This is a genomic window from Marinobacterium rhizophilum (assembly GCF_024397915.1).
Taxonomy (GTDB): Bacteria; Pseudomonadota; Gammaproteobacteria; order Pseudomonadales; family Balneatricaceae; genus Marinobacterium_A; species Marinobacterium_A rhizophilum_A.
In genome coordinates this window covers 2,424,278-2,435,905 of sequence record NZ_CP073347.1, presented here as the reverse complement: position 1 = coordinate 2,435,905, position 11,628 = coordinate 2,424,278, and the positions used below count along the sequence as shown (strand labels likewise).

Sequence of the window (11,628 nt, the reverse complement as noted above, 5' to 3'; positions counted from 1 at the left end):
TTGACCCCTAAGCGTGAGCGAACCAGTTGCTGGAGATGTTGTTGTGGGTCTCGGCCAGCACGAGCTGCTGGTCGTTCAGGTAGTCACGAAAGTCGGCGTTCAGACAGCAGCCATCCTTGAGGTCATATTTCGGCAGCTTGGGCTTGATGGACGGGTGCGGTTTGCCGGCGGTGGGCAGCCTGGCGGTGGCGGAGCTGACCTGATCCAGGCAATAGCTGACGGAGCGCGGGAACTGCTCGTCGCACAGCAGAAAGCGCGCCACGTCGGTGCCGTTGACGGCGGTACGCATGGTACGACGGTAGGCCATGTAGGCACTGCCGGAGCGCAGCACGTTGCCCCACACAATCTGGGACAGGTTGGCGGTGTCGTTGTCGTCGGACAGTTGCAGTACGGCGGCGCCGGCATCCAGCAGGCGGGTGGTCATGTCGGCGCGCTCCAGGTTGCAGCCCAGGCGCATGAAGTGCCAGGCGGCATCGCGGCTCATGGTGCCAAGCAGCAGGCCATTGATGCCCTGGCAGCCTTCGATAATGCCGTTGAGGAAGGCATGACGACCGTTGCGATTGATGCCCTGCTGGATATTGTTGCCGGCGAACAGCAGCAGTTCGTTGACCAGCTCCCAGGCTTCGGCCGGCAGCACATCGCGGGCCGTGCGGATGTTCTCGCGCAGCATCGTCAGGGACGACAGCATGGAACTGGGGTTGGTGTCGTCGGCCAGGGTGAATTTCACCACGTTGCGCTCATCCTGCACCTTGTAACGCTCGAAAAACAGCTCGGTGCCACTGTTGATGATGACCAGGTTGAACCAGCCGATATTGACGCTGCGGGGCAGGTCGAACAGCAGGTTGTCATAGACGCTGACCAGGCGTGCGGTGTTTTCGACACGCTCGAGATAGCGTGCCGCCCAGTAAATCCTTTCAGCTACGCGGGACAGCATCATTTCACCTCCGTATCGACGATCCAGGTGTCCTTGCTACCGCCACCCTGGGATGAGTTGACCACCAGGGAGCCTTTTCTCATGGCAACCCGCGTCAGGCCGCCGGTGGTGACATAGGTATCCTTGCCTTGCAGGATGAAGGGTCGCAGGTCGAGATGGCGGGGCTCCAGCCTGTTGTTGTCCACCAGGGTCGGGGCTGTCGACAGTGCCAGGGTCGGCTGGGCAATGTAGTTGCGCGGGTTGGACTTTATCAGCTCGGCAAACTTTGCCTGATCCTTCTTGGTTGAATGCGGGCCGACCAGCATGCCGTAGCCACCGGACTCGTTGGCCGGCTTGACCACCAGCTTGTCGAGGTTCTCCAGCACATAGGCACGATCCTTGTCGTTCTCGCACAGGTAGGTCTGGACGTTGCGCAGCAGTGGCTCTTCATCCAGGTAGTACTTGATGAGCTGCGGGACATAGGCATAGATGACCTTGTCGTCGGCAACGCCTGCGCCCGGCGCGTTGGCCAGGGCAACGTTGCCCTTTTTCCAGGCACGCATCAGGCCCGGCACGCCCAGAACCGAGTCCTTTTCAAAGACTTCCGGATCCAGGAAGAGGTCGTCGATGCGGCGGTAGATCACATCCACCCGGGTCAGGCCGTCGATGGTGCGCATAAAGACCTTGTCGTCATCGCTCACCACCAGGTCGCTGCCTTCCACCAGTTCGGCACCCATCTGCTGGGCCAGGAAGGCGTGCTCGAAATAGGCCGAGTTGAAGATGCCGGGGGTCAGTACCACGATCTCGGGCTGCTTGACCTTGCGCGGCGACAGCGCGGCCAGGGTGTCGAACAGCTGGGCCGGGTAGTCATCGATCGGCATGATGTTGTCGTTTTCGAACAGTTCGGGCAGCACGCGCTTGGTGATGGCCCGGTTCTCCAGCATGTAGGACACACCGGAGGGGACCCGCAGGTTGTCTTCCAGCACGTAAAACTCGCCATCGCCGTCACGCACCAGATCGGTGCCGCAGATATGGGCCCAAACCCCGTGGGGGGGCGATACGCCGACGCACTCCGGGCGGAAATTGACGGAGTTTTCGATCAGGTGGCGGGGAATGATACCGTCCCTGATAACGTTCTGGTCATGGTACAGGTCATTGATAAAGAGGTTCAGGGCACGCAGGCGCTGTTTCAACCCGGCCGCGGTCTTGTCCCACTGCTTGCGGGAAATGGTGCGGGGTATCAGGTCAAAGGGCCAGGCCCGGTCGATATTGCCTTCCTCGGTGTATACGGTAAAGCTGACCCCCATTTCCTGGATGGTCGCCTCGGCCATAAGGCGGCGCTTTTCGAGTTCGTCGGCATCAAGACTGCCGAGGTAGTTGGCCAGCTTGCGTGCTGGCGCCCGGGCGTTACCGGGGGAACTGATCAGTTCGTCGAAAAAACCACCACTGTCATACTGCTTCCAATCGATACTCATGACATAAGCCTTCTGCTGATCCCTGTTGCATTCAACTCACCAAAGTGGGGCATTTCTTGATCCATTCAGGGGCATGGTGACCCTTATTGGTGATGCCTGACCGGGAGGTCTGTCGAAAAGTTGCGTCTCGGTGCCTGAATACCGTTCATTAAGCAATTAGCAGGCCATAATTCGGACTGCAAGGGCGAACTGGCGCGCGATTTAGCCGCTAAAGTGTAGCAGTCGCGCCGCCAGGGCGTACCTGTTGTTGCGAAGAAGCGCTGATAATTCAGTGGTTTTTGGGGGAGGGGGAGCCGTTGTATCGGCGATAGAGGTTTTCAGTGCGGCGCTGTAGGGCTTTACAATAGCTGGCGCTCTGTGTCCGGGGCTGGTGGCGGGTAGCATGGGGTTTGGCGCGGAGGAACGCTGTTCATGCGGCTGCGGGCACGCAAACCTGTACGGCTTTATCCGCAGGATCAGGCAGGAAACTGCCTTGAGGCATTTGGCTTTGCGCGTTTGATGTTTGGAGCTTGGAGGGATGTTGCTTTGTCAGATTTGGTCGGGGTAACAGGATTTGAACCTACGACCCCTGCCTCCCGAAGACAGTGCTCTACCAGGCTGAGCTATACCCCGACGTATCTGACTTGCCAGTGCAACCGAAGCTGCGGTGGTCCGAAGACCCAACTGCATGCAGTTGTTGAAGCGGGAAAGTTTGGTCGGGATAACAGGATTTGAACCTACGACCCCTGCCTCCCGAAGACAGTGCTCTACCAGGCTGAGCTATATCCCGAACCAGTGCCCATGGCAGGTCTTGCGACAAACTGCCGTGAACAGGGCGCGAATTATAATCCTGGCTCAGATGATGTCAAGGGCGTTTTGCAAAACAAGCGCTTAGCAGGATCAGCCCGTGCTATTGCATTTCAACTTCACCGAGTCGGTTGGCGGTTTCCGGGCATGCCAGGCGGTCGGTCGCAACCAGTACATTGGCCAGGTGGTCATAGGCGAGGCGTTGTTGCTTGAGGATCTGCTCGGCTTCGGTCAGGGCTTCCTCGACGCTTATTTGACCGCTGCGATGATCCTGGCTGATGGTCAGGCTGCGCTTGTCGTTGGCCACGATACGCTTGTAGGTATTCTTGGCTTCGATATTGAGGCGAAAGCAGGCGGCGTAGATGCCATCCTTGAGGCTTTGTTCGCTGGCGGGTTCTTCGGCCCAGACCTGGGTGGCGCTGAGTAACAGCAGGACAAAAAGCGGGAAAGTCCTTTTCATTCAGTAACTCCGATCAGCAGCTTGGGATGGCGCTGTCAGTATAGCGCAGCCTGGGCATTGATCATGCGTCGATAACCCACCCGAAAGCCGGCACGTGCCAGGCGCGCTAGCGTCCCTGTTCGGCGCCCGGCCGAAGGCCTGTTGCATGGTGGCGGCGCCATCGCATGCAGGGCAGCTAGGCCGGCAGTGCCATGCGTGCAATCGGCCCCCCCGTTTTGCTTGCCGGATCCTGTAGGGGCTGCCGGGCTCGGTCGGGGGCGGGCGTCGTCAGGTGCGGGTTGCTGTTACTGCCGGTTCCCATGCTGCGATTGCTAAAGCCGGTTCAGCTAGGTAAAGTGCCGGCACTTTTTTGATCGACGAACCGATGGCAGGGGCTGGGGCCGGTATGACTCCGTTAGGACGCTACAAGCAAGATCTCGAGCGGGACGACTTTTCCTATGATCCGGCGCAGGAAATGGCCGTCAAGCATTTGCAGCGCCTGTTTGACGAGCTGGTTGCAGCGCCGCCGCCAAAGCCCGGCCTGATGCAGCGCCTGGCCAGTGGCTGGAAAAAGGCGCCCAAGGAGCCGCTGCGCGGGCTCTATTTCTGGGGCGGTGTCGGTCGGGGCAAGACCTACCTGATGGACACCTTCTACGACAGCCTGCCATTCGAGCAGAAGACGCGCACCCACTTCCATCGTTTCATGCAGCGCGTACATCAGGATCTCAAGACGCTGGGAGGCGAAAAGAACCCGCTGGTGGAAATCGCCCGGCGCTACGCGCAGGAAACCCGCATTATCTGTTTCGACGAGTTTTTCGTCTCCGACATCGCCGATGCCATGATCCTCGGCAGCTTGCTGGAGCAGCTGTTTGCCAACGGCGTGTCCCTGGTGGCGACATCGAATATCGTGCCGGACGGTCTCTATAAGGATGGCTTGCAGCGTGCGCGTTTTATGCCCGCCATTGCACTGCTGAACAAATACACCGAAGTGGTGAACGTGGATGGCGGTATCGACTACCGTCTGCGGGCGCTGGAGCAGGCCGAGCTCTACCACTGTCCGCTGGATGCCCGGGCCGACGAGAGCCTCAATACCAGCTTCGAGTCGCTGGCACCGGATCTGGTGGAGGTTGTGGAGGGGGAAGTGCTGCAGGTGAATGGCCGCGGCATTCGTTCGCGCCGCTGCTGCGAAGATGTCGTCTGGTTCGACTTTGCCGACCTGTGCCTGGGGCCGCGCTCGCAGAACGACTATATTGAGCTGGCCAAGCTGTACCATGCGGTGCTGGTGTCCAATGTGCCGCAGCTGGGGCGCAGCAACGATGATGCCGCGCGCCGCTTTATCAATATGGTGGATGAGTTCTACGACAGTGGCGTCAAGCTGATCTTGTCGGCGGCGGCGCCCATCCATGAGATCTACACCGAAGGCCGGCTGGAGTTCGAGATTCAGCGCACCCAGAGCCGTCTGCTGGAGATGCAGTCCCATGAGTATCTGGCGCGGGCGCACCGGGCCTGAAAAATTTGAGCTTTCGGGTACGAAAACTGCGCTTTGGCTATCGCATTCGCGCCCTGGGTTGTCTATAATGCGCGCCACCCATTTCCATGGGTTGTTACTGTTGTGGTCGGGCTACTCCGGCGACAACCAAGAATTATAAGTCAGTTCGGTGGCGCATCTGAAATGTGTGGCGAGAACTGAGTTAAATGAAGGCAATATACAGATGAAGACTTTTGTTGCTAAACCAGCCGAAGTAAAACGCGACTGGTACGTTGTTGACGCCGAGGGTAAAACCCTGGGTCGTCTGGCTACTGAAATTGCACGTCGCCTGCGCGGCAAGCACAAGCCGGAATTTACTCCGCACGTTGATACTGGCGATTACATCGTTGTTGTTAACGCCGAGAAGATCGGTGTTACCGGCAATAAGCGCAAAGACAAGATCTACTACCGTCACACCGGTTACCCGGGCGGTCTGCGCGAAGCTTCTTTCCAGATAATGATCGACTCTCACCCGGAGCGGGTTCTTGAGATCGCGGTCAAGGGTATGCTGCCCAAGGGTCCTCTGGGTCGTGCCATGCACAGCAAGCTGAAAGTTTACGCTGGCACCGAACATCCGCACCAGGCTCAGCAGCCCAAAGAACTGAACATTTAAGGAAGGCAGACTATGTCCACTACTCAGTATTACGGTACCGGCCGTCGTAAAACCTCTACTGCTCGCGTCTTCCTGCGTCCGGGTACAGGTGTTATCACTATCAATGACCGCACGATCGAAAACTACTTCGGTCGCGAAACTGCACGCATGATCGTGCGTCAGCCGCTGGAACTGACCGATTCTGTCGAAAAATTCGACGTTTTCGTTACTGTCGCCGGTGGCGGTGGTTTCGGCCAGGCGGGCGCTATCCGTCACGGTATCACCCGTGCACTGATGGAATATGACGAAACTCTGCGCCCGTCACTGCGTAGCGCTGGTTTCGTAACCCGCGACTCTCGCATGGTTGAGCGTAAGAAAGTCGGCCTGCGCAAAGCCCGTAAGCGTCCTCAGTTCTCCAAGCGTTAATTCGCTTTCGGCTTCGGTCGAAGACTGTGGCAAAGAAAACGCTCAAGCCTTTTGGCTTGGGCGTTTTTTTATTTGGGTCAGGTCAAAAGTCACAGGGATGTCAGGGTATTAGCCCACCAATGTCCTTGTAAGCGAAGGGTAATTTCATTACCATTTGGGCCATTTTAAAAATCCGTTATTTGATGGTTTTTAGTTGAGCGATCGGGTTATTTGCGTTCTTGCGGGCGTTAAATGACAGATTGAACAAGGGGAGAGAGTTAATGAGTAATGACGGCGTGAACAAGGGGCGGCGTCGACTGCTGGTCGGCGCGACCTCTGCGGTCGGGGCTGTCGGCGCAGCAGGCGTTGCCGTTCCGTTCGTGGCCTCCTGGATGCCCAGTGCCAAGGCGCGTTCGGCAGGTGCTCCGGTACGTGCGGATATCAGCAAGCTGGAAGCGGGTCAGCAGATGGTTGTTAAGTGGCGCGGCAAGCCGGTATGGATTGTGCGGCGCGGTGAAGAGGCGCTGAGCAATCTGCAAGGGCTGTCGGCGCGTCTGATCGACCCCGACTCGGTAAACCCGCAGCAGCCGGACTATATTCCGGGTGATTCAAACCGCTCCCTGCGCCCGGATATTTCCGTTCTTGTCGGTATCTGTACGCACCTTGGCTGTTCTCCGACCTACCGTCCGGAACTGGCGCCGGAAGATCTGGGCGCCGACTGGGTGGGTGGATTCTACTGCCCGTGCCACGGTTCGCGTTTCGATCTCTCTGGTCGCGTACTCAAGGGCTCCCCGGCACCGCAGAACCTTGTCATTCCTCCCCACATGTACGAAGACGATAACATTATCGTCGTCGGCGTAGATCAGGAGACTGCATAATGGCTAATCCGAACAAGAGCAAGGCCGAAAGCGGTTTGATGCGCTGGATCGACGATCGTTTTCCCGCCACGCAGATGTGGGAAGATCACCTCTCCAAATATTACGCACCGAAGAACTTCAACTTCTGGTATTTCTTCGGCTCGCTGGCGATGCTGGTTCTGGTTAACCAGATCCTTACCGGCATCTGGCTGACCATGAGCTACAACCCGTCGGCGGAAGGGGCTTTCGCGTCTGTTGAATACATCATGCGCGATGTTGAGTTTGGCTGGCTGCTGCGTTACATGCATTCCACCGGCGCCTCGGCATTCTTCGTGGTGGTCTACCTGCACATGTTCCGCGGAATCATGTACGGCTCCTACCGCAAGCCCCGTGAGCTGGTGTGGCTGTTCGGCATGGCCATTTACCTGGCGCTGATGGCGGAAGCCTTCATGGGTTACCTGCTGCCCTGGGGGCAGATGTCCTATTGGGGGGCGCAGGTTATCGTATCCCTGTTCTCTGCCGTGCCGATTATCGGTGAAGACCTGTCACTGTGGATTCGTGGTGACTATCTGATATCGGGTATCACCCTGACACGCTTCTTCTCGCTGCACGTTATTGCGCTGCCGATCGTGTTGCTGGCACTGGTTGTGCTGCACATCATCGCGCTGCACGAAGTGGGTTCGAACAACCCCGATGGTATCGAGATCAAGGCCAACAAGGATGAAAACGGTGTTCCGCGTGACGGCATCCCGTTCCACCCGTACTACACCGTCAAGGATATTGTTGGTGTCGTGGTGTTCCTGTTCGTGTTCAGTATTGTGGTCTTCTTCTTCCCGGAAGGCGGCGGCTACTTTATTGAGGCGCCGAACTTTGAGCCGGCGAACCCGCTGAAGACGCCTGAGCATATTGCGCCGGTTTGGTACTTCACGCCCTTTTACGCCATGTTGCGTGCCATTCCGCCTATCGCCGGTTCCCAGTTCCCGGGTGTCGTGGTCATGGGTGGTGCCATTGCGATCCTGTTCGTCATGCCCTGGCTGGACCGCAGTCCGGTCAAGTCCATGCGTTACAAGGGCATGATCAGCAAGGTGATGCTGGCGGTTTTCGTAATCAGCTTCGTGATCCTGGGTTACCTGGGCGTGGTTGCATCCAACCCGACCCGTACGCTGGTGTCCCAGATCTGTACTGCGCTGTATTTCGCGTATTTCTTTCTGATGCCGATCTACACCAGGATGGAGAGCACTAAACCGGTTCCGGAAAGGGTTACAGGCTAATGAAAAAGTATCTGATTGCATTGATGATGGTCCTGCTGCCGGTATCGGTTCAGGCCGCGACGGGCTCTGTGCATCTCGACGCTATCGAGGTTGACCTTGAGAATAACGCGTCCCTGCAGCGGGGTATGGGCACCTTTGTTGATCGCTGCATGGGCTGTCATTCGGCGGACTACCAGCGTTTCGAGCGTGCGGCCAACGATCTGGATATCCCGAACGAGCTGGTAGAAGAGTACCTGCTGATGGGTGGCCAGAAGATTGGCGAGCAGATGAAGATTGCCATGGACAAGGGTGATGCGGCGAACTGGTTTGGTAACCCGCCGCCGGATCTGTCCCTGGAAGCGCGCCTGCGCGGCCCGGAGTGGATCTACACCTACCTGCGCAGCTTCTACAAGGATGAGTCGCGCCCCTGGGGTGTGAACAACGTGGTGTTCAAGGACGTTGGCATGCCCAACGTGCTGGAAGACCTGCAGGGTCTGCAGGTGAATCACTGCACGGCGCAGGAGTCTGCTCACGGGGCATCCGGTGAGATTGATCCGCTGACCAACACCCGCATGTCCAGCTGTCTCACGGTCGAGAAGGCGGGTAGCCAGTCGGTGGAAGAGTTTGACAGGACGGTGTACGACCTGACGAACTTCCTGGTTTACATGGGTGAGCCGTACCGTCTTGAATCCGAGCGCCTGGGTACCAAGGTACTTATCTTCCTGTTCATTTTCTTCCTGTTCGCATTTGCGCTGAAGAAAGAGTACTGGAAAGACGTACACTAAGGTTCGGGTGTTCGAGCAACGATCTGATGCGGCCTGAAGGATCGGGCCGCATTTACTATTTAAATGAAGACTGACGGGGACTATCCGATGGGCGTAGTGGCTAAGCGTTCTTCCATGACCTTTTTTTCCAATGGTGCAGACCATTACAGCCACCGCGTGCGTATCGTGCTGGCGGAAAAAGGGGTTGCAGTCGATATCGTCGACTGCGCCGAAAATGACTTGCCCGAGGATTTGTCGTCACTGAATCCCTACAACAGTCTGCCGACCCTGCTGGATCGGGAGCTGGTGTTGTATGAGCCGAATGTGATGATGGAATACCTCGATGAGCGTTTTCCGCATCCGCCGCTGTTGCCGGTTTATCCGGTGGCGCGTGCCGAGAGCCGCCTGTACATGTACCGCATCCAGCACGACTGGTGCGGTCTGGCGGATACGATTCTGGCGGGCAAGGCTGATGCGGCCGAGATCGAGCGTTGCCGCAAGGAGCTGCGCGACGGCCTGGTCGCCATTTCTCCGATCTTCGGGGAAAAGGACTTCTTCATGAACGAAGAGTTTTCCCTGGTCGATTGCTGCCTGGCACCGCTGTTGTGGCGCCTGCCTGCCATGGGTATCGAGCTGCCGGAAGCGCAGTGCAAGATGCTGGTGCGTTACATGAAGCGCATTTTTGAGCGTGAAGCCTTCCAGGAGAGCCTGTCGGAAGCTGAGCGCGAGATGCGTGACTAAGAGATTGTAAGCCTTTCGCCGCGCTGGGATTGAATCAAGGGATGGAGGCGACTCCGTCCCTTTTTTGTGGGCGCTGGGCTGACGTCTGCGCCATTCCGGGTCCTTGTGGGCGCTGTTGTATGAATAGCTGAAAGCGGGTGTCATGGCGCGCAAGCGCGGTGGTGCCGCAGGAGAGAATGTGATGAACCCAAGTCGTCCCTATATTGCCCGTGCCCTGTATGAGTGGATTCTCGACAATGACTGCACGCCCCACCTGGTGGTAGATGCGGATGCGCCCCATGTGGTGGTGCCGCGCCAGTTCGTGCAGGACGGGCAGATCGTGCTGAACGTGCTGCCCTCGGCGGTGCGTGATTTTCATATGGGGGAGGACGAGATTTTTTTCAGCGCCCGCTTTGGCGGTGTGCCGATGCAGGTGCGGGTGCCCTATGCGGCGCTGATGGCAATCTTTGCCAAGGAAAACGCCATGGGGATGGGGTTTGGCATGGAGCCGGGGGCGGACTGTTACGAGCAGCTGCAGCCGGTACCGGCAGAAGAGCCTGCCGGGGAGGCTGAAAAGGGCGAAGCGGCGGCTGAGTCGCCTGCACCCAAGAGGCCGAAACCGGGGCGCCCCAGCCTCAAGGTTGTGAAGTAATCCTGAGCGCGCTGCCTGAGCTGCGCAGCGGGTGGCGGGCAGGTGGCGCCAGGTGCGGCCTGCCCGGGCGCATCAGATGTACTCGAAAGCCTTGACGATTTTCTGCACGCCGGTAATGGTGCGTACCAGGCGGACCGCGATGTCCGCTTCCTTCTGGCTCACCAGTCCCATCAGGTAGACCGTGCTGTTCTCGGTAACAACCTTGATGCGGCCGCCATTGATGTTGCGCTCCGCCAGTAGCTGCAGTTTGACGCGGCTGGTCAGGTAGGCGTCATTGCTGCGTACGATGCCGGACGTCGGGCCGGCAATTTCCAGTTCATTGTGTACCTTGCGCACTTCGCGAATCTGGCTGGCAATGCGCTCGGCTTCGTCCCGGGCGGCGGCGCTGGGTACCTGGCCTGTGAGCAATACCAGGCCGTTGTAGCTGGTGGCGCCCACATGGGCGTTGCGCAGGCCGACCGAGCCCTTGTTGATATTGACGAGGGTCTTGGTCTCGATCACTTCGTCTTCCAGGTAATTGCCGAGTGTCCGGTGTCCCTTGTCTTCCTGGATGGGGGCTTCGCGGGTTGCGCTGATCAGTGATGAGCAGCCGCTCAAAACGACCAGGCTGGTCAGGCTTGCGGCAATAAACAGTGTCTTCATTGGTGTCAGGCTCCAAACAGTTGGTAGTCGATTAGATCGCACAGGCAATGCAGCACCAGCAGGTGGGCATCGTGTATCAGTACGTCGTCGTCGGACGGAACGCAGATTTCGATCTCATCGGGGCGTAAAAGTGCCGTGGTATTGCCGCCATCGTAGCCGGTTAGCGCAATCACGCTCATTTCCCGGTCGTGGGCCGCCTGGATGGCCTGTACCAGGTTGTTGGCGCGGCCGTGGGTCGATATCACCAGCAGCACATCGCCCGGCTGGCCGAAGGCGCGGATCTGCTTGGAGTAGATATCGCTAAAGCCGCTGTCTTCGCTGATGGCGGTCAGGGTGGCGCTGTCGGCGGACAGGGCGAGCGCGGGCAGTCCCGGGCGCTCGTGACGATAGCGGTTCAGCAGCAGGGCGCTGAAGTGCTGCGCCAATGCGGCCGAGCCGCCATTGCCGACGCACAGGATCTTGCTTTCATTTACCAGGCAATGCAGCAGCTGTTCGCCGGCTTGGGCGATCATGGGGGTGTAGTGCTCGATGGTATGGGCATTGATATCCATCGAGCTGTGAAACTGGCTGACAATGCGGTCTTCGAGTTCCATTCAGCGGTGTTT

At 58.3% G+C, this 11,628-nt stretch carries 13 protein-coding genes and 2 tRNA genes; 8 read left to right on the top strand and 7 right to left on the bottom strand.

Annotated elements, in window-relative coordinates; genetic code table 11:
• Window positions 1-7 precede the first annotated feature (7 nt).
• The 5 genes from KDW95_RS11030 to KDW95_RS11010 all read right to left on the bottom strand — a co-directional run bounded on the left by KDW95_RS11030 (window position 8) and on the right by KDW95_RS11010 (window position 3,634).
• Window positions 8-937, bottom strand: a complete 930-nt coding sequence (locus tag KDW95_RS11030) for an alpha-E domain-containing protein (RefSeq protein WP_255856314.1) — start codon at window positions 935-937, stop codon at window positions 8-10.
• The gene (locus tag KDW95_RS11025; RefSeq protein ID WP_255856313.1) at window positions 934-2,388 is read right to left on the bottom strand and encodes a circularly permuted type 2 ATP-grasp protein; all 1,455 of its coding nucleotides are present in this window, start codon (window positions 2,386-2,388) and stop codon (window positions 934-936) included. The genes KDW95_RS11030 and KDW95_RS11025 overlap by 4 nt, the downstream gene beginning before the upstream one ends.
• 535 nt (window positions 2,389-2,923) lie before the next feature.
• Window positions 2,924-3,000: transfer RNA gene (locus tag KDW95_RS11020), tRNA-Pro, on the bottom strand.
• Between the two features lie 80 nt (window positions 3,001-3,080).
• A tRNA-Pro gene (locus tag KDW95_RS11015) sits at window positions 3,081-3,157 on the bottom strand.
• A gap of 120 nt (window positions 3,158-3,277) precedes the next feature.
• A complete protein-coding gene (locus KDW95_RS11010) occupies window positions 3,278-3,634 on the bottom strand; it encodes a hypothetical protein (RefSeq protein ID WP_255856312.1) in 357 nt (118 codons plus the stop codon).
• 385 nt (window positions 3,635-4,019) lie between these two features.
• Here KDW95_RS11010 and zapE point away from each other — a divergent pair, with 385 nt between their 5' ends.
• From zapE to KDW95_RS10970, 8 genes are all read left to right on the top strand, one after another.
• Window positions 4,020-5,123 carry a cell division protein ZapE gene (zapE, locus tag KDW95_RS11005; protein WP_255856311.1) on the top strand — a complete coding sequence of 368 codons (1,104 nt, stop codon included), beginning with the start codon at window positions 4,020-4,022 and terminating at the stop codon, window positions 5,121-5,123.
• Between the two features lie 202 nt (window positions 5,124-5,325).
• Window positions 5,326-5,754, top strand: coding sequence for a 50S ribosomal protein L13 (rplM, locus tag KDW95_RS11000; RefSeq protein WP_254581794.1), 429 nt, complete (start codon window positions 5,326-5,328; stop codon window positions 5,752-5,754).
• A 12-nt stretch (window positions 5,755-5,766) separates the two neighbouring features.
• On the top strand, window positions 5,767-6,159 hold the full coding sequence (rpsI, locus tag KDW95_RS10995) for a 30S ribosomal protein S9 (RefSeq protein ID WP_255856310.1): 393 nt from the start codon (window positions 5,767-5,769) through the stop codon (window positions 6,157-6,159).
• Between the two features lie 260 nt (window positions 6,160-6,419).
• Window positions 6,420-7,016, top strand: a complete 597-nt coding sequence (petA, locus tag KDW95_RS10990; protein WP_255856309.1) for a ubiquinol-cytochrome c reductase iron-sulfur subunit — start codon at window positions 6,420-6,422, stop codon at window positions 7,014-7,016.
• Window positions 7,016-8,266 carry a cytochrome b gene (locus KDW95_RS10985; RefSeq protein ID WP_255856308.1) on the top strand — a complete coding sequence of 417 codons (1,251 nt, stop codon included), beginning with the start codon at window positions 7,016-7,018 and terminating at the stop codon, window positions 8,264-8,266. Before petA ends, KDW95_RS10985 begins: the two co-directional genes overlap by 1 nt.
• Entirely contained in the window at window positions 8,266-9,030 is a 765-nt protein-coding gene (locus KDW95_RS10980) for a cytochrome c1 (RefSeq protein ID WP_255856307.1), read from the top strand. Before KDW95_RS10985 ends, KDW95_RS10980 begins: the two co-directional genes overlap by 1 nt.
• An 87-nt stretch (window positions 9,031-9,117) precedes the next feature.
• Complete coding sequence (locus tag KDW95_RS10975) at window positions 9,118-9,750, top strand: glutathione S-transferase N-terminal domain-containing protein (RefSeq protein WP_255856306.1); 633 nt, start codon at window positions 9,118-9,120, stop codon at window positions 9,748-9,750.
• 181 nt (window positions 9,751-9,931) lie between these two features.
• Window positions 9,932-10,381 carry a ClpXP protease specificity-enhancing factor gene (locus KDW95_RS10970; protein WP_255856305.1) on the top strand — a complete coding sequence of 150 codons (450 nt, stop codon included), beginning with the start codon at window positions 9,932-9,934 and terminating at the stop codon, window positions 10,379-10,381.
• Window positions 10,382-10,453: 72 nt separating this feature from the next.
• On the opposite strand, the gene KDW95_RS10965 is transcribed toward KDW95_RS10970, so the two are convergent.
• On the bottom strand, window positions 10,454-11,023 hold the full coding sequence (locus KDW95_RS10965) for a BON domain-containing protein (RefSeq protein WP_255856304.1): 570 nt from the start codon (window positions 11,021-11,023) through the stop codon (window positions 10,454-10,456).
• 5 nt (window positions 11,024-11,028) lie between these two features.
• Complete coding sequence (locus KDW95_RS10960; protein WP_255856303.1) at window positions 11,029-11,616, bottom strand: SIS domain-containing protein; 588 nt, start codon at window positions 11,614-11,616, stop codon at window positions 11,029-11,031.
• Window positions 11,617-11,628: the final 12 nt, after the last annotated feature.

What these genes read in the sequence shown, in the direction of transcription:
- KDW95_RS10985 (WP_255856308.1), top strand. Translation starts at nt 7,016, where the DNA reads ATGGCTAATCCGAACAAGAGCAAGGCCGAAAGCGGTTTGATGCGCTGG.
- rplM (WP_254581794.1), top strand. Translation starts at nt 5,326, where the DNA reads ATGAAGACTTTTGTTGCTAAACCAGCCGAAGTAAAACGCGACTGGTAC.
- KDW95_RS10965 (WP_255856304.1), bottom strand. Translation starts at nt 11,023, where the DNA reads ATGAAGACACTGTTTATTGCCGCAAGCCTGACCAGCCTGGTCGTTTTG.
- KDW95_RS10960 (WP_255856303.1), bottom strand. Translation starts at nt 11,616, where the DNA reads ATGGAACTCGAAGACCGCATTGTCAGCCAGTTTCACAGCTCGATGGAT.
- petA (WP_255856309.1), top strand. Translation starts at nt 6,420, where the DNA reads ATGAGTAATGACGGCGTGAACAAGGGGCGGCGTCGACTGCTGGTCGGC.
- KDW95_RS11025 (WP_255856313.1), bottom strand. Translation starts at nt 2,388, where the DNA reads ATGAGTATCGATTGGAAGCAGTATGACAGTGGTGGTTTTTTCGACGAA.
- KDW95_RS11030 (WP_255856314.1), bottom strand. Translation starts at nt 937, where the DNA reads ATGATGCTGTCCCGCGTAGCTGAAAGGATTTACTGGGCGGCACGCTAT.
- KDW95_RS11010 (WP_255856312.1), bottom strand. Translation starts at nt 3,634, where the DNA reads ATGAAAAGGACTTTCCCGCTTTTTGTCCTGCTGTTACTCAGCGCCACC.
- zapE (WP_255856311.1), top strand. Translation starts at nt 4,020, where the DNA reads ATGACTCCGTTAGGACGCTACAAGCAAGATCTCGAGCGGGACGACTTT.
- KDW95_RS10975 (WP_255856306.1), top strand. Translation starts at nt 9,118, where the DNA reads ATGGGCGTAGTGGCTAAGCGTTCTTCCATGACCTTTTTTTCCAATGGT.
- rpsI (WP_255856310.1), top strand. Translation starts at nt 5,767, where the DNA reads ATGTCCACTACTCAGTATTACGGTACCGGCCGTCGTAAAACCTCTACT.
- KDW95_RS10970 (WP_255856305.1), top strand. Translation starts at nt 9,932, where the DNA reads ATGAACCCAAGTCGTCCCTATATTGCCCGTGCCCTGTATGAGTGGATT.
- KDW95_RS10980 (WP_255856307.1), top strand. Translation starts at nt 8,266, where the DNA reads ATGAAAAAGTATCTGATTGCATTGATGATGGTCCTGCTGCCGGTATCG.